Here is a 20,700-nt window from a genome sequence, read left to right on the forward strand (position 1 = left end):
TGATCAGCTTGGGCTGGTGCTCTTTCGCCAGCGCCTCGACCTGATCATAATCCAGCATGTTGTCTTCCTTGCGGACGCCGTACTGCACCGCGTTGAACCACTTGCCCGACTGGTTGGGGCGCGCGCCGTGGGTCAGGTGACCGCCGGCATCCAGGCTCATGCCCAAGATGGTGTCGCCGGGTTGGATCAGCGCCTGGAACACGCCCTGGTTCGCTTGGCTGCCCGAGTTCGGCTGCACGTTGGCAAACTCGCAGCCAAACAACTGCTTGGCGCGGTCGATGGCCAGGTTTTCAGCGATATCAACGAATTGGCAGCCGCCATAGTAGCGCCGCCCGGGATAGCCTTCGGCGTATTTGTTGGTCATCACCGAGCCCTGCGCCTCCATCACGGCGGCAGAGACGATGTTCTCGGACGCGATCAGTTCGATCTCGTCGCGCTGGCGGCCCAGCTCAGATGTGATCGAACCAAAAAGCTCAGGGTCACGATCAGATAGGGATTGGGTGAAAAAACCGTCTAGACGATGCGGGACATTCACGGGGCATATCTCCTGAAATTGGTTAGCCGGTCCAGCCAAGGCCAGCAGAAATAGCGTTCATGGATTGCAGTAGCGGCACAGGGACTGATCCTGCTTGCGATTTGTTTCGGGCTTGTTGCAGCAGTTCGACTTGCAATGCGTGAATGCGAGCCAACTCCGCCCGTTTGCGATCAAATCGTTCGCACAGCCGGGGAAAACGGTGACCTATTGTCTGACCGCCAGTCAGAAACTGCACAGCGCTGCAAGCGTTATCGAATTCTGTTTTGATCGCCTGAGAGATGCTTTGGCGAATGTACTTATCGCGCACCAATTCGCCGTATTGCGTGGCGATGCCCATATCAGCCTGATAGAGCGATTTCTCCATCTCATCGACAGCGAGGCGGAACAGGCGAGATTTCTGAAACATTTCTTGCAAAACTTCGTCACCGCGCGAACCTCGGAACTTGCGAAAGCTGGCCATGGCTGCACCAAACCCGTACCAACCGGTAATCAGGTGGCGGTTCTGCGACCACGCAAAAACCCATGGAATAGCCCGCAGATCATCGAGACTAGCTGCGCCGAACCGACGGGTCGGGCGGGAGCCGATTTTTAGGCGAGCAAGTTCCTCGACGGGGCTTGCCTGCTGGAAGTAGTCCAGAAAACCCGGCATCTGCAGAAGCGATACATAGGCTGTTTGCGACAGTTCCGATAGGGCATCCAGCGCATCGTCAAATTCGGGCCGGGACGGGGTTTCGCTGTGGTTAGCCGTATGTCGAAGCATGCTTGAGAGCAGTAATTCCAGATGCGCTGCAGCTGTGCCGCGGTTAGCATACTTGGTCGAAACAACCTCACCCTGTTCCGTAACACGCAAGCGTCCGGCAATGGTTCCGCTGGGTTGTGCGGCGATGGCGCGCCCGGTAGGTGCTCCGCCCCGGCTGACAGAGCCGCCGCGCCCATGAAAAAATGTAGCCTTGAAACCTTGCGAGGCCAGTGCCGTGACAATCCTGCGTTGCGCGCGTTCCAATTCCCAAGTTGAACAGAAAAAGCCGCCATCCTTGCCACTATCTGAGTAACCCAGCATCACCTCGATCACGTTACCTTCGGTTTTAAGGCTGCGGCGGGAAAGCGGAACATCAAGAACGTCCAGCAATATCGCTGGGGCATTGCGCAGGTCGGCAATCGTCTCGAACAGTGGGACCACTGATAAATCCAGAGTTTCGGACCCGAATCCTGCGTACCGGGCCAGAAGATAGACACCGAGAATGTCGTCGGCGGAACGGGTCATTGACAGGATGAATGGTCCGATAGCCTTGGGGTCTGGTCCCGATCGAACGCTGTAGACAAGTGTCAGGAGGGCAAGGAGCTCTTGGGCCTGATCACTCAGCGCTTCCCGATTTTGATAGGGCAAGTTCTGATCCGCCAATTCGGCCCGCAAACGGGCAGACCATTCGGGCGTACCATATTCCAATGCCTGCCCGGATTGTGACCAAATTTCGGCCAGAACATCGGTTGTGACGGTGGAATTCTGGCGTATGTCCAGCGTTGCGGTGCGGAACCCAAAAACCGCTGCGGCCCGGCGCAGTGGGCGGATATGTCTTCGCGCCAGATTTTCGGCTTTGACCGCGCATAAAGCGGCATCAAGCGCGTTTAGATCGTTCACGAATTGCGAAATGTGGTTATAGCCGTCTTTTATCAGCCGAAGGCGTATGGCATCCAGAGCCTTCCGGAACGGTTCGTTCTGATTGCGGCCAGCGTCCGGAGCCCGGTCGACAATTTCTTGTACACGTGTCCTGTGTGGTTCGGGCAGCGGCAATATGAGCGCACTGATACTCAGCTTGCTTGCGGCTTGTTTAAGGGCTTGACCGTAGAGGTCCAGAACCGTTTCGCGCCCACGTTGCAAGGCCAGCGCGGTCATCTCTGTCGTGACATTCGGATTGCCGTCCCGGTCGCCTCCGATCCAGCTGTGAAAGCGAATACTGGGCGTTTTGCTCAAGGTCTTTCCCAGCATGTGCAGGCAGGCTTTATCGAACCGATCCATGACTTGCGGGACGGCGTCAAAGATTGCGTCCCTGAAGAATTGCAAACCCCACTCGATCTCATCGTGCAGGCTTGGCCGCGTCAGGCGAAGTTCACCGGTCAGCCACAGGAGGTCAATTTCACCTTCCAGGTTTTTAAGCAATTCGGCGCGCTCAGTTGGGGTCCAGCGTTGCGTTTCAAGACTGACAAGGTTGCGATAAATCCGCCGGTGGATTTCCAGTACGGTGACCCGTTTGGCCTCGGTTGGATGCGCGGTTAGGGTGGGTCCGGCACACAGATTAGCGGTCAGTTTTTCCATTGGGCTGTCTGCCAGGGACAGGTCAGACAACACCTCGGCAAACCCGCCTTCGACCGCTTCGGGCCCGCTATTGGTCTCGGTCAGTCGACGATCTCTGACTTCGGCGTTTTCATCGATGATACGCAACAGTTGGAACCAGATAGACAGGGCCTGCAAATAGGGCGTCGCCTCGGGTCCGGTGGGGATGGATTGCAGCGGTGAGGCCCCGGCCCATGTCGCTACATGCGGCGCCCGTTTCATCAAAATGTTCCGCCACAACGCCCGCAGTTCCAAGCGCAACCCATCAGCATAGCTTGAACGGTTCAGGGGGGACTGAATATTTTGGGCCAGCGCTTGCATCAGATCACCCGGTCACGTGGTTCACGGCCTTGGAAAAAGTCACTCAGATTATCGAGAACGCGGAAGCCCATCGCTTCGCGGGCCTCGCGCGTTGCGCTGCCCAGATGCGGCAGCATCACGAGGTTGTCACATTGCAGCAGATCCGGGCTGATGCGGGGCTCGCCGTCGAACACATCCAAAGCTGCGCCACCAATCATGTCGAACATCAGCGCCTGAATCAGAGCCCATTCATCAATCACCTCGCCGCGCGCAGTGTTGATCAGGAATGCGTCAGGCTTCATCAGGCTCAGTCGGCGCGAGTTGATCAGGTGCCGGTTCGCGGAGCCGCCGGGGCAGTGCAGTGACACAAAATCGCACTGGGGCAAGAGATCATCGATCGTTTCCACCTGTATTGCGTCGCACTGGCCCAATACATCCGCGGCCACCTCGCTGCGGTTGTAGACGAGGACGTTCATACCGAACCCGTGATGGGCACGGCGAGCCATTTCCTGGCCGATCCGGCCATAACCGATGATGCCCAGCGTCTTGCCGCTGACCTTTGTGCCCACAAGATGCGTCGGCCGCCAGCCGGTCCACTTGCCGGAGCGCAATTCGCGTTCGCCCTCACCTGCCCGGCGCGCAACCATCAGTAGCAACGTCATGGCCAGATCGGCCGTACACTCGGACAGGACATCCGGTGTATTTGTTACCGTCATGCCTAGCTCACGCGCCGAAGGTTCGCAGATATGGCTATAGCCGACCCCATAATTGGCAATGATCTTGGTCTGCGCGCCAGGCACATCCAATGCCTCGGCGCTGAGCGTGTCGGTGACCGTGGGTAGGACAGCATCATAGGTTTTCAACGCCCGCCGGATGTCTGCCGGGGACATTGGCTTGTCCCCGGTATTCAGCACGGCGTTGTAGTTTTCGGCCAGTTGCGCCTCGACGGCGGCAGGCCAGCGACGGGTGACTAAGACCGAAGGTTTAACCATCACGCAGCCTCCATCACTCGTGCGATTGTCTCACCAATCACGGCGGGGTTTTCGGCCACGGTCACACCAGCAGCGGACAGGATTTCAACCTTTTCGCTGGCGCTTTCGCCAAAAGCCGAGATGATCGCACCGGCGTGCCCCATGGTTCGACCTTTGGGGGCGGTCAATCCGGCAACATAAGCAATGACCGGTTTTGTAATGTGATTGCGGATGTATTCCGCTGCCTCGGCTTCTTGCGGACCGCCGATTTCGCCGATCATCGCAATGATGTGGGTATCCTCGTCCTCTTCAAACCGTTGCAGGATATCTTTGAACGAGGACCCGTTGATCGGATCGCCACCGATACCGACGCTGGTCGAAACGCCAATGCCACGTTCTTTGAGCTGTGCTGCCGCCTCGTACCCCAGTGTGCCCGAGCGACCAATGATGCCGACATTCCCAGGCAGGTAGATATGGCCCGGCATGATACCCAGCAGAGCCTTGCCGGGAGAGATTGTACCGGCGCAGTTCGGTCCAGTCAGAACCATACGTTTTTCTTTGGGGTAGCGGTACATGTACCGCTTGACCCGGATCATGTCCTGCGCCGGGATACCGTCGGTGATACAGACACAGTAGCGAATGCCCGCATCAGCAGCTTCCATGATGGAGTCTGCAGCAAACGGAGGCGGAACAAAGACCAGACTGGCATCCGCTCCGGTTGCCTCAACGGCCTGTTTCACGGTGTCAAACACCGGTACACCTTCAACGGTTTCACCACCCTTGCCAGGAACAACTCCGCCGACAACATTGGTGCCGTAGGCCAGCATATCCTTTGTGTGAAAGCGCGCCATGCGTCCAGTGATGCCCTGAACGATTACGCGGGTGTCGCGGTCGAGAAGAATGCTCATTACACGGCCCTCATCTTGGTGTTTTGGGACAGATCGTTCTGCCATGCGCCCACCGCCCGTTCAGCGGCTTCCATCAAAGTGGTGGCGCGGATGATCGGCAGGCCGGATTTGGCGAGAATCTTTTGGCCTTCTTCGACATTCGTACCGGCAAGTCGCACGATGACCGGGATGTCGATATCCAACTCACGCAGCGCCTGCACAACGCCCTCGGCGACCCAGTCGCAGCGGTTAATACCAGCAAAGATATTGACCAAAACCGCCTGAACGTTCTTGTCGGACAGAACCAGTCGAAAGGCCTTGGCCACGCGCTCGGGTGAGGCACCACCACCGATATCGAGGAAGTTCGCGGGCTCGCCCCCGGCCAGTTTGATCGTGTCCATCGTGGCCATGGCCAGACCAGCGCCGTTCACGATGCAGCCGATATTGCCGTCCAGCCCGACATAAGACAGGCCACGGTCCGCCGCGCGGCTTTCACGGGGATCTTCCTGGCTTTTGTCCCGAAGTTCAGCGATCTGCGGATGACGGAACAGAGCGTTGTCGTCAAAGCTCATCTTTGCGTCCAATGCCAGCACACGGTCGTCGCCAGTGATAACCAGTGGATTGATTTCAACCATCGTGGCGTCCAGATCGCTGAAGGCGGCGTAACAGCCCTGCAACGTCCGTACCATTTGCTGAACCAGACGAGCCTCAAGGCCCAGATTGAAGGCTATCTCGCGGGCCTGGAACTCCTGCAGTCCAACTGCGGGTTCCACGATTGAGCGCACGATGCTGTCCGGGCGTTCCGCCGAGATCTCCTCGATCTCCATCCCGCCTTCGGAGGAGGCTACGATCATGACCCGTTGGCTGGAGCGGTCCAGAACAAAACCAAGATAGATCTCGCGATCAATCGGCACAGCGGACTCGACATAGACACGATAGATGCCTTTACCTTCCGGTCCGGTCTGATGGGTCACCAGCTTGCGGCCGAACATCTCGTCACAGGCCTCGTGGATCTCGTTTTCACTGTTACACAGTTTGACGCCACCCGCTTTGCCGCGGCCACCCGCATGGACCTGGGCTTTGACAATCCACTTGTCTCCGCCCAGTTCGCGGGCGCGATAGGCCGCCTGTTCCGGGCTATAGGCCAAGGCACCTGACGGTACGGCGACGCCAAAATTCGAAAGAACCTCTTTCGCCTGGTATTCATGGATATCCATCTGCATTCCTCCCGTTCATGCAGTGCGTTCAAGCAGCGATCGATGTGCCGTAACGGCTTTCGAGCAATGCCTCGATCTCTTCGAAATCGACATTGCCGCCCAGTTCCCTCATGGCTTCGGCAAACAGGCGGACGATCCGGCTGACGGCCTGGCGGTTGAGCTGATTGAGGATGCCGATGCGTACCTGAACCGGCGCGCTGAGCGTCGGCCAGATCCCAAAACCCCTTGCCCGACAGTTCTGCACCAGCTCCATCTCTCGCCCGGCCAGTTCCGGCGGCAGATTCAACACGACCAGGCTGGGCATGTCAGAAGTCACCTCGCATCCCATGGCCGTAACAGCATCGCGCAGCACGCGTTCATGGGTCTTGTAGGATGCCGTCCGTCTGGCCAGACCTTCCTGAAGTGTCAGACGCAGGGACTCATGGAACGCGGCGACTGCGTATCCGGAATGGGTTCTGTGATAGGTTCCCTTTTCGACGTCCTGACCGTCGACAATACCCCAGTGACGTGCCTCGAATAGAGGATTGTGGACATAGCTGTAGGCACCCGTCGCTCTGAGGGATTCAATAAAGGCATCTGTAAAGCTGACCGGCGCATAGGTCAGCGGCAGGCAGCACAGGCCCTTCTGCGGACAGGAGGCCCAACCGGCGATCCCCGGATAGTCATCGATCGAAAAGTCATCGACGCCGAGGGATGAGACCGCATCGACCAGGCCCATCACCCCATGACGCTCGCAAGCGTCCGAGAAGCCACGCAGATCATTGACGCGACCCGAACCCGTTTCCCAATGCGCCATAAAGGCCCATTTGGGTTTGTGCTGTTCCAGCGCGGCTTCAACCAGTTCACCAGTGACCGGCTGTCCGTGCGGAACATCAACGACCGTTACGCTGGCGGCCTGTGGATCAAGCGGGCTGGCGGCATGCTCCTCAGGCGTGGCCGCCTTGATGCGTAGGGTCAGCGCATCAATGCCGGAAAAGGTGCCGTTGGCAAAGGCCACGACTTTATCACCGGGCATGACAGCCGAGAACATGGTGTCCAGTGCGCTCCAACCAGTGCCCGCGACCGCGAATGTATATGTGTTATCGGTTCCCCAGATATTGCGCAGCATGTGCTTGCATTCGACCATCCCACGCAAAACGTCGCCCTGCATGTGATCCGCAACCCCGGCATTGGCGAAGGCCTGCAAAACACGAGCATCGGTATTGCCCGGCCCCGGACCAGCAGCCAGTGTCTCGGGGATCTCAAGCGTGGGATAAATCTGAAAAGTCATTCGATCCTCCTTGATCGTCGGCGTGGTCAATCACGCCCAAATATCGCGTTGTGGATCAGGAAAGCGTTGCTTGCATCATTGCGCAACGTAACTTACTACTGCTTCGGGACTTCTAATAGGATTAGAAAAAAACTACCCGTTTTGGCAGAAATACCGCGGTATACCAAATTAGCACCTATTCTTACGGGTAGTTTTTTGGGTTTTTGGGTGTAAAATCAATGGCAGAGCCTTCACAGCAACCGATTAACGTTATGCTTGCCGACAACAATCCACTGGTATTGTCGGCCATGTCCGAGATTTTCGAGCGTGATCCACGATTCTCTCTGGTGGCAACATCAGCAACCGCCGAAGGCTTCTTGGGCGCGGTTATGAGAGTTCCGGTCAAGGTCTGCGTGATCGCCTGGAATTTGCCGGTCTTGGGCGCCGCCAAATTGATCGAGGTTCTGCGTGAACAGGAGAACGCGCCCCGTTTCGTCGTATATGGAGACGATGCCGGAGACGTGCCGCGCCTTGCTATGCAGGCAGGAGCTGCGGGGTTCGCATCCCGGTCAGGTGAGGTCGATGTTTTGCTGGAAACTTGTTCGGATGTTGCCCGAGGCAAGATGGTTTTTCCGTTCATCGATGTTCGGAAAATGCAGCAGGATCCAATTCACAGCCTGTCTCGTAAAGAGCGCGTCATCCTTGAAGCGTTGGCCAAGGGCCTATCCAATCGTGAACTTTCGAAGGACCTGCAAATCTCGACAAATACCGTCAAATTTCACCTGAGCAACATCTATGAAAAACTTGGGGTGAAAAACAGGGCGCAAGCGATTGCATTCTACTATTCTTCTGGCGCAGCCTCAGATTAACAGATTTGCGCCTATGGCCGAGCATTTACTAGCTATCACGCAATATGTGGAAGCCCAAGCAGGCCAAAACGCTCGAATTCAAGCTTTCAGAACGTCGCAGCAAACAGGTCGCCACAAAGTTCTTCGCCAAGATGCTGGAGGTCAACGGCCTCCCACGAAAGATTGTCATCGGCAAAAGCAGCACAAACACTGCGGGTATCAAAGCAACCAACAGAATGCTCAAGGGTTTTGGTTGCCCGATACCAATAGAGATGGTCAGGCGGAAGTACCTGAATAATATCGTCGAACAGGACCACCTGTTCATTAAGAGGCGAACAAGACCGATGCTTGGGGGTAAGGCCTTCGCATCAGCTGAGGCAAGCTTGGACGAGATCGAAATTGTGCACATGATTACTCCGAGCCCGTCTGTTCAATTCGTCGAATTGCATTAAAAGACCCGGCTGCTGTCAGGCTACGCAGGCGCTTGGATCACTGGCGAGTGGCGACGGAACGTGACACAAACTCCATGAGGCGCCTGAACTTTGGGCATTCCATATGGGTCTCTGCCGGACAATCCGCCACGTGACGCAACGCATCGCGTAGCCGGGTGAGACCACGGATTTGTTCATCAAGAGTATCTGCGCGCAGGTGCAATTCAGGGCGTGGCAATTGCGGAGTGCCATCATTGGCGAACATGTCCTTGATCTCAGCAAGTGAGAATCCCGCCATTTTTCCTAAAGAGATCAAAGCAAGCTGCGTCGCGACGCGTATCTCGAACTGCCGTCGAAGCCCTTTCCTAGCGGCGGACTGGATCAGCCCGATCTCCTCATAATTGCGCAGTGTTGAGGGGGGGGACGCCGCTCCTTTTGGACAGGACGCCAATATCAAGAAGTTTCATGGTTGACCTCAAGTCGACTTGAAGTGGCAGGATAGCTCCTCACTGGTACATGAGACAAGAAAGCTTACGATGACTGATACAGTGCAGGCGCAATCTTCCATTCCCATCCTGATCACTCTCGCTGCAGCGACATTGACCGCCTCATTGGGTATCAGTATCGCCGCGGTAATGCTTCCGACGCTGACGCGTAGCTTCGCTGCGACAGTTTCCGAGGTGCAGTGGGTCGTACTGGCTTACCTGACATCCGTGACCATCACGATCGTATCCGCCGGGCGGCTTGGCGATCTATTCGGCCACGGTCGCTTGCTGATTGCTGGTCTCATCGTCTTTATTGCAGCGTCGGTTCTGTGCGCTATCGCCCCGAGCCTGGGCTTGCTGATTGCCGGACGCGCGTTGCAGGGGCTTGGCGGAGCGATCCTGATCGCGCTTCCAATGTCTATCGCACGTGATTTTGTCCCGACTGAGCGGTTGGGCACGGCAATGGGATTGCTTGGCACGACTTCTGCTGCGGGGACTGCCCTGGGCCCCTCACTGGGCGGTGTGTTGTTGGCGATGGGCAACTGGCGCATGGCATTCTGGTTTCTTGCCGGCTTTGCTGGTGTCACGCTTTTACTGTCTGTCACCGCAATCACGCGCGATTCCGAACGTCCGACAGTATCCTGCCGAGAGTTGGATTTTCCAGGAACCATAGTGTTGGTTATTGCACTGGCGGCCTACGCTCTGGCAACCAGCGGCGGAGCCTCGCGTATCCCAGTGCCACCGGGTGCATTGTTTTCCGCTGCTCTGATCGCAATCGTCTTTTTTGGGCTTGTCGAAACCCGTGTAGCTTCACCGCTGGTGCCGATGAAATTGCTCCGTGACCAGAGGACAAGTATCGGGCTTTTTTTGAACCTTCTGGTCAGCGCAATCATGATGTCCACTTTGGTCGTTGGTCCGTTTTTCCTGGCATTTTCTCTGGAATTGAACGAAGCGATTATCGGTTTGGTTATGGCAGTTGGGCCGCTGGTCGCTGCGCTCTTCGGCGTTCCGGCCGGATGGGTGACGGACAGGCTTGGTGCGGATCGCGCGATGACCATCGGCCTTGTGCAGACTACTGTTGGTCTGCTGTGCCTGGCGTACCTGCCGGGATACTTCGGTGTCGGCGGCTATTTGGCTGCACTCATCATGTTGACGCCCGGCTTCCAACTTTTTCTTGCCGCTAACAACACGGCGGTTCTGATCCACGCCGCCAAAGAACAACGTGGCCGGCTCTCTGGCCTTCTCGGGCTCTCGCGGAACCTGGGTCTGATGACGGGTGCCTCTGCAATACCCACGCTATTCGTCAACATAGTCGGGAAGGGAGATACCACTAATGCTCCGGCCGCAGATGTTGCCTATGCTTTTTCGATGACTTTCACGGCCACTGCATGTTTGGCCCTGATTGCCCTGGGGCTGGCAATTAGCAGCCAAGCCTGGCGCGCCCGCAATGCGCCGACCCCCGCCGAGTGATGTTGCCGAGAAAGGTAATCCGCGTATTGCGGGGCGATTGTGGAGCAGCCAGAATTCTTGTTCTCGGATCGAAACGGCCTTTGAAGTCACTACGGCAAAACAAAGTGGACGGGCAGGATTGCTGATCCTCCCCCTCTGAAGTGGTCCGCCGTTATGGTTAAGAAAATGAAGGAACCACCTGGCGAACAAGCGACCGAAGCCGGAAGAGATTGTATCAAAGTTGCGGCAAGTTGAGTTATTGATGGGCAAGGCATGTCTCGTCTGGATGCTTTGGACCGGTGGCTTGAAGCCATGGAATCTTCTGGAATCCCGTTGTGAGGCACCCTTTACTGATCATGCTTGGATTGCGTGCCGGCATTTCTTTCCTGTTCTGACTTATAAACACTGTTGGGGACCGGCATTCATGTTCACGCCATAATCAAGAGACTGGCTATTCCGTACAGCCCGGCAATGACGGCTCGTGTGTTTGCGCAGCAGGTGAGTTCGTACGCGCCTCAGTTTTCGGTCGCCGCAAATGGCCGGTCTGGTGAAGCCTCACCACGGCTCATAACGGCCTTGCCTAAGTCCGCTATGAGCCGGATGGGTTACACCATCAGTGCCTTTCCTACCAATGCTTGCTTGTTTGGATATTGCGAAACATCAACACCGCGCTCCATCAGTGCTTCGCTAAGTTCTTCCTCGCTCAAGGCTTCGATCGCTTCGGTCGTCATCTTCATGAAATTGATCCGGCGCTTGAGCTGGCCGTTTGTGTCACCAAAAACGTGTCGATCCTCAAACGCGAACTCATCCGCGTATTTGGTCATGAAGTAAGTTAGGAAGGTGTTTAGGCTGGTTCGGACACGGGGATCATCCGCCATCAAATCCGAGGATGCATTAAGCGTTTCTCGCATCAGGGTTGCCCAACGCTTGGCCCCTTTGTCGTTCATCAGGGCCATCGCGTTGTGGGTGTGATGGAAACTCAGCCGGAACTCTGCGCCGTGATAGTACGGGCCGCCGCCCATGACATCGATCCACATTGACGCCTGAGTTGTGACATGGTGGTTCAGCCCACCGACCCGTTCAAACACGGACGTGAACCAAGGCTCATCGGCAAAGACACGTTCATAGAACCTATGCACGATGCCGACGATGGGCTCTTGCCCGAGGACGGAATAGAGTTGCCAAAACTGAATGGGCTTGCTCAGGTCACCGGGGGCCGTCAGCGAGACAACCTCTGCCATCCGGAGTGCTTCCGGTGGTAGCAGCCCCTTATCGATTGCCGATTTAATATAGGCCTGCTGGATTCTCTCGCTCATGTAACCATGGCGGGTCGGAAATTTGGGAAGGTCAACACGGAGCATTGGGCGAATTCCTAGAGCGTCTTGATGCCAGAAAAATGATGGCTGGGGCAGGGCAGACCGTCACCGCCCAAATGCCTTGCGGTACTTCTGGATAAAGAGTTCTTTTCCTTTCATCTTCCGTGTGACCCAGTCACCGACAGTCGCAAAGAGCCAACTGTTTCCGATTTTGGGGCCTAGCGGAACGAGGATCGGTGCCATTTTCCAAGGCGCGTAGGGCTTTTGTTTCTCTACGGGTTGCCCGCTGAGGACCTGTTTCAGGGTCTTGATCAGCCAAGGGTTCTGACGAGAGATCGCAACAATCGTCATACTGTCACCGACGTCGGCTATGTCCCCGGCGATGAAGACATTTGGGTACTCGGACGGGCGCAACCAGCTATCCGTCTTAATCCGGCCAGAGGGCGCCACGGTCACCGCGGGCAGCGTTTGCGCCAATGCCGTATTTGGTTTGGACCCGATCACGGGGAAGACCAGATCAGCTTCGATAACGCGGCCATCTGACAGTTTTACTGATCCGGCATAAGGTTTGTCCGCGTGCTGCAGATTCTCTGCCCTTTGGCCTACCACGACGTTCACGCCGGCGCGTTCCAGCTTGCGTTTGAGCTCTGCCCCCAGCTTGACGGGATACGTCGGAAACAAGCTGTTGTCAGACGAAACCAAAGTGATGCCCTTACTGGGCTGTGCCGCTGCAATCTCTCCGGCCAACTCGGTACCGACGGGGCCGGACCCAACGATGACGACCGATTTCGCAGACGCCAGCCGAGCGCTGACATCGGCACTGGCCTTGCGAAAGTCATCCATACTTTCGCCCGCCGGTTTGAAAGGGGCTGCATAAGACGAACCAGTGGCCAGGACGATGTAATCCGCAGGGTAAGCAGAGCCGTCTTCCAGCGTTACCTCGGATTGAGTCACAGTAGCGGCACGGCCACGGATGACCCGCCCATTCTTCAGCAAGCGGTCGTATGGCAAAATGATCTGATCCAGCAGATCGGGCTCTAGTAGTGCACGAATGGCCGCTGGCGGCTGCATGAAAGCCTCTCGCTGCTCGATCAGAGTGACATCAGCGTATTCATCCAACTCTTTTGCGACTTCAAAGCCGACGTACCCACCGCCAACTATCACGACTTTCTGCTTGTCCATTCTGTTCCTCATTGCTTTCCATTCGTCTGAGCCGTAATTAGAAACACAAGATCACAACGACAAGTACGGTCATTTTGGATACTGTTATGGCGCCTGTTGAACCGGATGAAAATTGCCTCATTGAACCTTTGATTGAGGCGATATCGGGTAAGTGGAAGCTCTTGGTCATCTATTGGCTGGCGCAGGAAACCTCGCGGTTCAATCAACTGCAACGAAATCTTGGCAGCATCACGCACCGGACTCTGACCCGCCAGCTTAGCGAGTTGCAAGACGCCGGGTTTGTGTCGCGCAAAGATTTCAAAACGATCCCACCGCATGTGGAATATAGCCTCACACCTTTGGGCCAAAGCCTGATACCAGTGTTACAAGTTATGCATGATTGGGCAGCGGCAAATGTGGACAAGCTAGCCACCAGGAAGTGAGGGCCTCGTACGTCAATTGTTGCGTATTTGCAGGAGAAAGAAGAATAGTCTGAGGTGCTGCGCATCAATGTTCGCTTGTGAATAAGCAGAAACGCTGCACTGGACACTTTGATCAAGGTCAGCAAAGGGCGGCTGGCTGCGATCATTCCTCTCGTAACAACGCTTCATTTCGGTATTCTGTAGGGGTCTTGCCTGTTTGCGAGCGAAAGGCCCGATTGAATGGCCCAAGCGAAGAGAAGCCAACGTCAAAAGCAATGCTGAGCACTGTACGCTCGGCCATTTCCGGCTTTTCCAGCATCGCTTGCGCCTCGTGAACGCGAAATGCGTTCACGAAGCTGGTGAAGTTGCGGTGTCCCATTCCCTGATTGATCGCAGACCGTAGCCGATGCTCTTGCGTCCCGAGTTTGGCGGCCATTTGTGCCACGGTCAGGCCTTCCTCTCTCCAAAGACCTGCAGCCATCGCAGTATCAATACGCTTGATCAATGCCGCTTGCGCAGGGTTCGGGTTTATGTCGCGCTGCGAGGCAGCAGAGTGTTCGATCCAAATGTCGGGTGCAACACGCACCGACCAAACCAGGAACGCCGCTGCAGACAGGCAAATTGCTGATGCCTGTAGGGGGAATACCCAATACGGAAGCACCTGATCCAAATGGGTGATTTCAATCACCGTGATGATTATGCCAAGGGTCAATAGCCAGACCAGAAACCAACGGCGAAACCGGCGGCGTTCGGCAATCAAATCTTCGACCTCGCCTGAAACAACAATTTTCAGCATGTGCAAAAAGAAGATCAGCACGCATGCGCCACGAACCGCACCCAGCGGAAATTGCAGCTGGGTCAACCAGCTTGTTCCAACGATAAGAACCGCGACGGTGATCTGCCAGGGTCGAATGACAACGTCATCCTGAAACAGCTCAATCGCGGCCCAATAGATCAGAACCGGGATCACGCCCGCGACCATCACAAGTACAAACCGGATTGGCCCCTCGCTCAGATCGATACCCGGAGAGGACACGATCACATAAGTGCCTAGGCTCAGGCACAGCAGCACGACGGCCAGACTTTTCCGGGTTCGGTTTCCGTTTGCCAAAAAGATCACAGCACAGAGAAAGAGAACGCCAACGGCGCTACCACGCAGGAAAATATCGAAGACCGCTAAATCTGACATCACGCGCATAAGCGAAGTGCGAATTGGCTTGCCGGTCAATGGCTGGACCATGTCGAAAATGAAAAATACTCGCCGAAAACTCAAGTTGCCCATCGTTTTTCGAAATCAGAGGGAATCCGATACCCGCATGCGTCAGGTCGTTTTGCATGTCCTTTCGCACTTGGAGAAGCCAATGACACATCTCACTACACTGCTTTCCGTCTATGCAAATGTCTTTGGCGGAGACTTCTTGCGCTATGTTTTGGGCGCAGGCGGTACGTATCTGTTGATCAATGTCCTTCTGGCACGTCGGCTTGCCGCGCAAAAAGTCCGCCTGTCGGATCTACCCAAGGGCCAGATCCGTCGCGAGATACTAGTAAGCCTGCGGACCGTTCTGATCTTTACTGCTGCTGGTACATCAATCGTGCTGGGCGCCAGGGCAGGGGTCATCACGATATACCAACAGGTCGCGACATTTGGCTGGGCCTATTTCGCGTTCAGCATCGTGGCGCTGATCGTCCTCCACGATGCGTGGTTTTATTGGACACACCGCGCGCTGCACTACCCGCCGCTGTTTCGGCGGTTCCACCGGTTGCACCATAAATCACACCAACCTACGCCCTTCACCTCCTATAGCTTCGATGTCGGTGAGGCTGTGGTAAACGCCGTCTACTTGCCTTTGGTATTGATTCTCCTCCCGGCGCATCCATTGGCGCTGTTCGTTTTTGTAACCCATATGATGCTGCGCAATGCAGTGGGTCACTGCGGGATCGAGATCTTTCCAGCCGATCAGAAAGGCCGCCCTGTCTTCGGCTGGCTGACAAGCGTCACCCATCACGATCTGCATCACGCCCATGCCGGTTACAACCTCGGCCTGTATTTTTCTTGGTGGGATCGGCTGATGAAGACGGAACACCCCAAGTACCTCACCGAGTTTGCCCGCGTTGCGCCGCGCATCCGGCCTGTTGGTCTGAAAGCAGCACTTCTGTTTGTAGCGATTGTTGGGGGGCTGGCAGCCAGTCGCGGCGATGCCTTCGAGCTCAGCGGTCGCTACGCATCGCCCGGGATTGGTATCATAGTTGAATTCGAGGATTGTGGCGGGGATGGTGCCACCAAATGCGGTCGGTTGCTCTGGAGTTGGGAGGGGCAGACACCCCATGCGAAGATAGGCGATTTGATCCTGACGGGTCTTGTGTTCAACGGTACTGCCTGGGAGGGAATGCTGCGGGACCCAGAATCCGGGCGGACATATCGAGGCACAATCAGACAGCCGAGCCAACATCGGCTAATCCTCAAGGGCTGCGCCGGCATCATCTGTGCAAGCCAGACATGGCACTCTACAAACTACCTTCGATCCGTACTTTCTGAACACAGAGGTTAACTCCACGCATTGCGCGTGAACACGTTACCAAATCGGCGTCGGGACCCTAATGCGATAGGCGGCTTTGTCAAAGTTGCGCTGCAGGGCCAGTGTGTTCCATGGATGTCTCCTGTGGGCTGAGCTTATCAAATGAGGTAAATTGAAGTAACGTATTCTGGTTAACAGCAGGTCTTGTTTTTAAGATGGAAAAAGTGCTGGGACTTGGCGGGTTTTTCTTCAGATCTGAGGATCCTCCCGCGTTGGCAGAATGGTACCGCGATCATCTGGGAATTGATCTTGTTCCCAATGATTATGAAACGCCCTGTTGGACACAGGAAGCGGGCGAAACTGTCTTTGCCCCGTTCGAGAAGGTGACCGAGTATTTCGGAAATCAGGAAAAGGCATTTATGTTGAATTTTCGTGTTCGCGACATTGAAAAAATGATTGCGCAGTTGGAATCCAAAGGTGTCGAAGTGCGTCGCGATCCAGATTCTCCTTATCCGAATGGCAAGTTTGCGTGGCTCAATGACCCTGAAGGCAATCCGATTGAGCTTTGGGAACCTGCTTAGTTTCAGGGCCCACTGGTTTAATTATCCCGATCCTGTCGGCGTAATAAAGCGCCGCGAGTTTCTGTGCTGCAAAATGACTGAATTTTTTCAGATGATCGGCAGGAAGATATCGGTCCTCCGAGCGCAATGCGTGTTGCAATTGCGGAACCACGGTATCGCGCCAAACACCCAAATTGGTTGGCTGTCGGATTTGCATGTGCTCGCGCGTCCTTGCAGCATGTATCAAAAGGACGGAGGTAGTAATGATCTATGCAATCACGATCTATGGAGAGGCGGGCGTGTTTGAGGCTCTGCCGAGAGATCGCCAGGATGAGGTAATGTCGGGCCATGGTGCACTGCAAACAGCGTTAAATAAGCGGGGGGAGTTTGTTTCGATAAAGCTGATGCCGCCGACCTCTGCAGTGATGGTCGAACCGGCCACCAGCGGGGGCACCGCGCCACTGATTACCGACGGTCCGTTTGCCGAGACGAAGGAAAACTTCCTTGGGTTTTACGCCGCCGATTTCAAAGATCTTGATGAGGCTTTGGAATACGCAAAGATGATTTCCTCGCCCGTTGCGCGGCTCGAAGTACGGCCTGTGGCCTGGGCTGGGGGTGTTATTTCATCGGAGTAGCTCATGTCGGACTGGCTGGAGGCCACATGCGCCCAACAGCGCCCACGTGCCATTGCGGCCCTGACGCGGGTGTTTCGCGATATCGATACGGCCGAAGAAGCCTTTGCCGATGCGTGCCTGAAGGCGCTGACGGTTTGGCCCAAGGATGGCGCGCCCCGTGATCCGTTGGCGTGGCTGCTGACGACCGCCCGCAACGCGGGTCTTGACCATGTCCGCAAATCCCAACGCCGCGCGGCAATTCTATCGCGCCACACAGAGGAGTTTCAACCAGCACCCACCGAAACACCTGACCCTGATGAGATGCGCGACGATGTTTTGCGACTGTTGTTCGTATGTTGCCATCCGGAATTGGATCAACGGGATCAGATTGCCATCGCTCTACGCGTGGTCGCGGGGTTGAGCGTCGACGAGATTGCCAGCGGATTCCTGGTTAAACCAAAGACAATGGAACAGCGGATCACCCGTGCCAAAAAGAAGATTGCGAGCAACTCGGTTGCTTTTGAAACGCCCAGCCCAGCAGAGAGGGGAGCGCGGCTGGGTGAAGTTTCCCTGATGGTCTACCTGATGTTCAGCGAAGGGTGGTCGACTTCGGCCGGTCCCGAACAGATGAAGCTTACATTGTGTGAAGAGGCCATCCGCCTCGCCCGCCTGCTTGTGGCGTTGTTCCCGGCCATGGGTGAGCAGTCCGCCTTGTTGGCGTTGCTGTTGCTCCAACACGCCCGTCGGCGGGCACGTATTGATGCGGATGGAAAGCTTGTCGCGTTGGACGATCAGGATCGCGACCTTTGGGACCGTTCGGACATCGCCGAGGCAACGGGCCTTTTGCAAAAAGCCCAACGTATTGGTCATCGCGGGGTCTATATCATCCAGGCCGCAATCGCTGCGGCCCACGCCCACGCGGCCTCATCTGAAGACGCCGACTGGGCCTTGATAGAGAGCCACTACGCCGCCCTTCATGCGCTGCAGCCGACCCCTGTGGTTAAACTGAACCAGATCGCTGCACAGGCCAAGTTGCACGGCCCGCAATATGCGTTGAAGGCGATGGAGGTAGTGGCAGAAGATCTGACCACCTATCGCTGGTATCACGCGATGCGGGGCGGTCTGTTGCAGGAAACTGGCGACCACAAAGCCGCCATCGCCGCCTTTGAAACCGTGATGACACTCGCTCCAACGGGCCCTGAACGCGTTGTGATCGCGGATAAAATCGCGATCAGCCAAAAAGAATTGCGCGGCGTGTAGGAAAGCCGGCACCTCGCGCGTCCTTGGATCAGACCCGTATGTGGCGGGCACAACCAAGGGAGACACCCATGAGTATTCTAGAGATGACAACTGTCGGCAATTCCGGATGGATCGGGCATTCCGGACCGGATCAGGGCAAAGCCAAAGCCTTTTATCAGGATGTGTTGGGCTGGGCGATAAACGACATGCCGATGCAGGACGGGTCGAGTTATTCGGCCGCAGTGGTGGGCGAGACGCCTATTGGCGGCTTTTCACCGATGCCTGAGGACAATGGAAGCTGGACGATCTTTTTTACCGTGGACGACGTGGATGCGAGTATTGCAAAGGCGCAAGCCAAGGGTGCTGCGGTCATTCAGCCTGCGATGGATATGCCGGGGGTCGGGCGCATGGCGACGCTAACCGACCCGCAGGGCGCGCGGTTCGCGCTGATTACCTATGAAAGCATGGCGTCCTAAACGTCGCTCGAAAGGAGGGATCAGATGGAACAACTGCCCCAAATTGCGCTGATCGTGACAGCGGTGTTTGTCTTGATGAGCATTCCCATGGCAATCGCCGTTGGCGTGCGTCGTGCCAGGACCGGGATACTTTTGCTCCATGGTGAGGATGAGGGACTGCTACGCCTGATGCGGGCACACGGGAACTTCATCGAATATGTCCCGCTCGCCCTGCTCGCCCTCGCGGGTGCCGAGATTGCGGGAACGGCACCCTGGCTCATAGCTGTCTGTGGTGGGGTTCTGCTGCTAGCCCGCCTCATCCACTACTTCGGTTTGCGCGCATCAGCAGAAAGCAAAGGACGCGCAATTGGGGCGGCCCTGACGACCTTGACTATGATGGTGCTGGCTTTCGCGATCCTCTGGCAACTCGGCACAGCCGTCTGATGCCGGTAGATGAAAACCTTAACACTCGTGTGCGCGATGCTTTGGCCGCGCATGCGGGCATCTCCGAAAAGCGGATGATGGGCGGCCAGTGTTTCTTTTTAAACGGCAACATGCTCTGCGGCGCTCGCCGTCACAAAGATGGGGTCGGTCGGTTCATGTTCCGGGTGGGTAAGGCGAACGAGAGCATGGCACTGAAGGATCCAATGGCTGAGGAAGTGATCCATGGAACCCGTAAACTGGGGGGCTTTGTACATTTTGAAGAGGGCGACTGCGATGACCCAGCATTGCGACGCTGGGTAGAACTTTGCCTCGAACACGCCGCAGCCCTCCCGGCGAAAGACTGAATGGAGGATGTGATGGCTACATTTGAGAGTTTCTCGTCTGAGGCACTTGGTTTTCTTGAGGGTCTTACGGCCAACAACACGAAGGATTGGTTCGCAGCGCACAAGACAACCTACGAAACCCAGTTGAAGGACCCCAGCAAGCATTTTGCCGACGGCATGGCTGGCGCATTGCAAGACCTGACTGGGCAGGGCCACCGCAGTAAGATCTTTCGCATCTACCGTGATGTCCGGTTCTCCAAGGACAAGACGCCCTACAACGCACACCTGCATATTGCGTTCATTCCGCAGGGCAACGCGGTTCAACCACCGATGTGGTTCTTTGGGCTATCGCCCGAAAAACTGTCCCTTGGCTGCGGGGTATTTCAGTATGACAAAAATGCACTGGACGCGTTCCGCACGGCAATGGCTGGTCCAAAAGGGGCAGAGTTGATCCAGCTCACTGAAGATATGCGACAGGATGGTTTCCGGATCGAGGACCCAGAATTGAAACGCGTTCCGACTGGCTTTGACAAAGATCATCCCCACGCAGAGGCATTGCGCCGCAAGGGCTTTGCCGTTTGGATGGACGCCGGGGCTCCTGCGTTTGTTATCGAACCGAACCTCATAGAACGAACGTCTGTGTTATTCGGGAAACTCATGCCGGTGTTTCAATTGCTTTCCAGGGTCATGTAGCCAAGAATTTGCGCTCGCAGCGAGCGGCAGCTTAGACGAGTTGCACTGCGGCGAAGTAGTCCTGTTCTGGATCGCCGATCAAGTTGTCGAACGGCATTGCAAAACATCGCAACGGGCAAGCGCTGTTTTTGACTTCAACCTCTCCCAATTCCTCGAGCCTGATATAAATGCGAGGGCGGATTTGATCCTTTGCAGCGCGCGAAAGGCATATTCCACCTGGTGCCGCCAACCGGGCACCTCAGCACTTAGTCCA

The 20,700-nt window shown here is 56.1% G+C and carries 21 protein-coding genes and 2 pseudogenes; 12 read left to right on the plus strand and 11 right to left on the minus strand.

Going from position 1 to position 20,700, the window contains the following annotated elements:
• From ACR0B8_RS15615 to ACR0B8_RS15640, 6 genes are all read right to left on the minus strand, one after another.
• Positions 1 to 535 (minus strand): PLP-dependent aminotransferase family protein (locus tag ACR0B8_RS15615; RefSeq protein ID WP_480659437.1); only part of this gene is annotated, 535 nt, incomplete at its 3' end.
• Positions 536 to 557: 22 nt separating this feature from the next.
• Complete coding sequence (locus tag ACR0B8_RS15620; protein ID WP_480659860.1) at positions 558 to 3,188, minus strand: phosphoenolpyruvate carboxylase; 2,631 nt, start codon at positions 3,186 to 3,188, stop codon at positions 558 to 560.
• A complete protein-coding gene (locus tag ACR0B8_RS15625; protein ID WP_170362910.1) occupies positions 3,188 to 4,159 on the minus strand; it encodes a 2-hydroxyacid dehydrogenase in 972 nt (323 codons plus the stop codon). Before ACR0B8_RS15625 ends, ACR0B8_RS15620 begins: the two co-directional genes overlap by 1 nt.
• Positions 4,159 to 5,046, minus strand: a complete 888-nt coding sequence (gene sucD / locus ACR0B8_RS15630; RefSeq protein WP_170362913.1) for a succinate--CoA ligase subunit alpha — start codon at positions 5,044 to 5,046, stop codon at positions 4,159 to 4,161. Before sucD ends, ACR0B8_RS15625 begins: the two co-directional genes overlap by 1 nt.
• Entirely contained in the window at positions 5,046 to 6,242 is a 1,197-nt protein-coding gene (locus ACR0B8_RS15635) for a malate--CoA ligase subunit beta (RefSeq protein ID WP_170352142.1), read from the minus strand. Before ACR0B8_RS15635 ends, sucD begins: the two co-directional genes overlap by 1 nt.
• A 28-nt stretch (positions 6,243 to 6,270) precedes the next feature.
• On the minus strand, positions 6,271 to 7,512 hold the full coding sequence (locus ACR0B8_RS15640) for a pyridoxal-phosphate-dependent aminotransferase family protein (RefSeq protein WP_170362915.1): 1,242 nt from the start codon (positions 7,510 to 7,512) through the stop codon (positions 6,271 to 6,273).
• 218 nt (positions 7,513 to 7,730) lie between these two features.
• Between ACR0B8_RS15640 and ACR0B8_RS15645 the strand changes: the two genes are divergently transcribed.
• On the plus strand, positions 7,731 to 8,360 hold the full coding sequence (locus ACR0B8_RS15645) for a response regulator transcription factor (protein WP_226689597.1): 630 nt from the start codon (positions 7,731 to 7,733) through the stop codon (positions 8,358 to 8,360).
• A 56-nt stretch (positions 8,361 to 8,416) separates the two neighbouring features.
• Positions 8,417 to 8,791 (plus strand): annotated as a pseudogene (locus tag ACR0B8_RS15650) (DDE-type integrase/transposase/recombinase); the annotation flags it as partial.
• A 37-nt stretch (positions 8,792 to 8,828) separates the two neighbouring features.
• Here ACR0B8_RS15650 and ACR0B8_RS15655 read toward each other — a convergent pair.
• Together ACR0B8_RS15655 and ACR0B8_RS15660 are read right to left on the minus strand one after the other, a co-directional pair.
• Positions 8,829 to 9,068 carry a MerR family DNA-binding protein gene (locus ACR0B8_RS15655; RefSeq protein ID WP_413247493.1) on the minus strand — a complete coding sequence of 80 codons (240 nt, stop codon included), beginning with the start codon at positions 9,066 to 9,068 and terminating at the stop codon, positions 8,829 to 8,831.
• Positions 9,069 to 9,086: 18 nt separating this feature from the next.
• Positions 9,087 to 9,227: pseudogene (locus tag ACR0B8_RS15660) on the minus strand (hypothetical protein); the annotation flags it as partial.
• Positions 9,228 to 9,306: 79 nt separating this feature from the next.
• On the opposite strand from ACR0B8_RS15660, the gene ACR0B8_RS15665 reads away from it, so the two are divergent.
• The gene (locus tag ACR0B8_RS15665; RefSeq protein ID WP_226689598.1) at positions 9,307 to 10,725 is read left to right on the plus strand and encodes an MFS transporter; all 1,419 of its coding nucleotides are present in this window, start codon (positions 9,307 to 9,309) and stop codon (positions 10,723 to 10,725) included.
• A gap of 584 nt (positions 10,726 to 11,309) precedes the next feature.
• On the opposite strand, the gene ACR0B8_RS15670 is transcribed toward ACR0B8_RS15665, so the two are convergent.
• Positions 11,310 to 11,945: a globin domain-containing protein gene (locus ACR0B8_RS15670; RefSeq protein ID WP_254437268.1), complete on the minus strand. Its 636-nt coding sequence runs from the start codon at positions 11,943 to 11,945 to the stop codon at positions 11,310 to 11,312.
• 180 nt (positions 11,946 to 12,125) lie between these two features.
• Positions 12,126 to 13,214 carry an NAD(P)/FAD-dependent oxidoreductase gene (locus ACR0B8_RS15675; protein ID WP_170362001.1) on the minus strand — a complete coding sequence of 363 codons (1,089 nt, stop codon included), beginning with the start codon at positions 13,212 to 13,214 and terminating at the stop codon, positions 12,126 to 12,128.
• 74 nt (positions 13,215 to 13,288) lie between these two features.
• Here ACR0B8_RS15675 and ACR0B8_RS15680 point away from each other — a divergent pair, with 74 nt between their 5' ends.
• On the plus strand, positions 13,289 to 13,624 hold the full coding sequence (locus tag ACR0B8_RS15680; RefSeq protein WP_170362002.1) for a winged helix-turn-helix transcriptional regulator: 336 nt from the start codon (positions 13,289 to 13,291) through the stop codon (positions 13,622 to 13,624).
• Between the two features lie 142 nt (positions 13,625 to 13,766).
• Here ACR0B8_RS15680 and ACR0B8_RS15685 read toward each other — a convergent pair whose 3' ends face one another.
• Positions 13,767 to 14,843, minus strand: a complete 1,077-nt coding sequence (locus tag ACR0B8_RS15685; protein ID WP_170413730.1) for a helix-turn-helix domain-containing protein — start codon at positions 14,841 to 14,843, stop codon at positions 13,767 to 13,769.
• Between ACR0B8_RS15685 and ACR0B8_RS15690 the strand changes: the two genes are divergently transcribed.
• From ACR0B8_RS15690 to ACR0B8_RS15725, 8 genes are all read left to right on the plus strand, one after another.
• Positions 14,842 to 16,152 (plus strand): sterol desaturase family protein, encoded by a 1,311-nt coding sequence (locus tag ACR0B8_RS15690; RefSeq protein WP_480686157.1) that lies wholly within the window; start codon positions 14,842 to 14,844, stop codon positions 16,150 to 16,152. The genes ACR0B8_RS15685 and ACR0B8_RS15690 overlap by 2 nt on opposite strands.
• Before the next feature lie 182 nt (positions 16,153 to 16,334).
• Positions 16,335 to 16,700: a VOC family protein gene (locus ACR0B8_RS15695; RefSeq protein WP_170362005.1), complete on the plus strand. Its 366-nt coding sequence runs from the start codon at positions 16,335 to 16,337 to the stop codon at positions 16,698 to 16,700.
• A gap of 242 nt (positions 16,701 to 16,942) precedes the next feature.
• On the plus strand, positions 16,943 to 17,314 hold the full coding sequence (locus ACR0B8_RS15700) for a YciI family protein (protein ID WP_170362006.1): 372 nt from the start codon (positions 16,943 to 16,945) through the stop codon (positions 17,312 to 17,314).
• Positions 17,315 to 17,317: 3 nt separating this feature from the next.
• On the plus strand, positions 17,318 to 18,553 hold the full coding sequence (locus tag ACR0B8_RS15705; protein WP_480658968.1) for an RNA polymerase sigma factor: 1,236 nt from the start codon (positions 17,318 to 17,320) through the stop codon (positions 18,551 to 18,553).
• Between the two features lie 68 nt (positions 18,554 to 18,621).
• Positions 18,622 to 19,008: a VOC family protein gene (locus ACR0B8_RS15710; RefSeq protein ID WP_425082140.1), complete on the plus strand. Its 387-nt coding sequence runs from the start codon at positions 18,622 to 18,624 to the stop codon at positions 19,006 to 19,008.
• A gap of 24 nt (positions 19,009 to 19,032) precedes the next feature.
• A complete protein-coding gene (locus ACR0B8_RS15715; protein ID WP_170413715.1) occupies positions 19,033 to 19,431 on the plus strand; it encodes an MAPEG family protein in 399 nt (132 codons plus the stop codon).
• Positions 19,431 to 19,775 carry a TfoX/Sxy family protein gene (locus ACR0B8_RS15720; protein ID WP_480658970.1) on the plus strand — a complete coding sequence of 115 codons (345 nt, stop codon included), beginning with the start codon at positions 19,431 to 19,433 and terminating at the stop codon, positions 19,773 to 19,775. Before ACR0B8_RS15715 ends, ACR0B8_RS15720 begins: the two co-directional genes overlap by 1 nt.
• A gap of 12 nt (positions 19,776 to 19,787) precedes the next feature.
• The gene (locus ACR0B8_RS15725) at positions 19,788 to 20,447 is read left to right on the plus strand and encodes a DUF2461 domain-containing protein (protein WP_425082138.1); all 660 of its coding nucleotides are present in this window, start codon (positions 19,788 to 19,790) and stop codon (positions 20,445 to 20,447) included.
• Positions 20,448 to 20,700 lie beyond the last annotated feature (253 nt).

Source organism: Ruegeria sp. BH6 (assembly GCF_056538105.1).

What these genes read in the sequence shown, in the direction of transcription:
- ACR0B8_RS15665 (WP_226689598.1), top strand. Translation starts at nt 9,307, where the DNA reads ATGACTGATACAGTGCAGGCGCAATCTTCCATTCCCATCCTGATCACT.
- ACR0B8_RS15685 (WP_170413730.1), bottom strand. Translation starts at nt 14,843, where the DNA reads ATGGTCCAGCCATTGACCGGCAAGCCAATTCGCACTTCGCTTATGCGC.
- ACR0B8_RS15625 (WP_170362910.1), bottom strand. Translation starts at nt 4,159, where the DNA reads ATGGTTAAACCTTCGGTCTTAGTCACCCGTCGCTGGCCTGCCGCCGTC.
- ACR0B8_RS15645 (WP_226689597.1), top strand. Translation starts at nt 7,731, where the DNA reads ATGGCAGAGCCTTCACAGCAACCGATTAACGTTATGCTTGCCGACAAC.
- ACR0B8_RS15670 (WP_254437268.1), bottom strand. Translation starts at nt 11,945, where the DNA reads ATGGCAGAGGTTGTCTCGCTGACGGCCCCCGGTGACCTGAGCAAGCCC.
- ACR0B8_RS15635 (WP_170352142.1), bottom strand. Translation starts at nt 6,242, where the DNA reads ATGGATATCCATGAATACCAGGCGAAAGAGGTTCTTTCGAATTTTGGC.
- ACR0B8_RS15720 (WP_480658970.1), top strand. Translation starts at nt 19,431, where the DNA reads ATGCCGGTAGATGAAAACCTTAACACTCGTGTGCGCGATGCTTTGGCC.
- ACR0B8_RS15640 (WP_170362915.1), bottom strand. Translation starts at nt 7,512, where the DNA reads ATGACTTTTCAGATTTATCCCACGCTTGAGATCCCCGAGACACTGGCT.
- ACR0B8_RS15705 (WP_480658968.1), top strand. Translation starts at nt 17,318, where the DNA reads ATGTCGGACTGGCTGGAGGCCACATGCGCCCAACAGCGCCCACGTGCC.
- ACR0B8_RS15715 (WP_170413715.1), top strand. Translation starts at nt 19,033, where the DNA reads ATGGAACAACTGCCCCAAATTGCGCTGATCGTGACAGCGGTGTTTGTC.
- ACR0B8_RS15695 (WP_170362005.1), top strand. Translation starts at nt 16,335, where the DNA reads ATGGAAAAAGTGCTGGGACTTGGCGGGTTTTTCTTCAGATCTGAGGAT.
- ACR0B8_RS15700 (WP_170362006.1), top strand. Translation starts at nt 16,943, where the DNA reads ATGATCTATGCAATCACGATCTATGGAGAGGCGGGCGTGTTTGAGGCT.
- ACR0B8_RS15690 (WP_480686157.1), top strand. Translation starts at nt 14,842, where the DNA reads ATGTCGAAAATGAAAAATACTCGCCGAAAACTCAAGTTGCCCATCGTT.
- sucD (WP_170362913.1), bottom strand. Translation starts at nt 5,046, where the DNA reads ATGAGCATTCTTCTCGACCGCGACACCCGCGTAATCGTTCAGGGCATC.
- ACR0B8_RS15710 (WP_425082140.1), top strand. Translation starts at nt 18,622, where the DNA reads ATGAGTATTCTAGAGATGACAACTGTCGGCAATTCCGGATGGATCGGG.
- ACR0B8_RS15655 (WP_413247493.1), bottom strand. Translation starts at nt 9,068, where the DNA reads ATGGCGGGATTCTCACTTGCTGAGATCAAGGACATGTTCGCCAATGAT.
- ACR0B8_RS15680 (WP_170362002.1), top strand. Translation starts at nt 13,289, where the DNA reads ATGGCGCCTGTTGAACCGGATGAAAATTGCCTCATTGAACCTTTGATT.
- ACR0B8_RS15675 (WP_170362001.1), bottom strand. Translation starts at nt 13,214, where the DNA reads ATGAGGAACAGAATGGACAAGCAGAAAGTCGTGATAGTTGGCGGTGGG.
- ACR0B8_RS15620 (WP_480659860.1), bottom strand. Translation starts at nt 3,188, where the DNA reads ATGCAAGCGCTGGCCCAAAATATTCAGTCCCCCCTGAACCGTTCAAGC.
- ACR0B8_RS15725 (WP_425082138.1), top strand. Translation starts at nt 19,788, where the DNA reads ATGGCTACATTTGAGAGTTTCTCGTCTGAGGCACTTGGTTTTCTTGAG.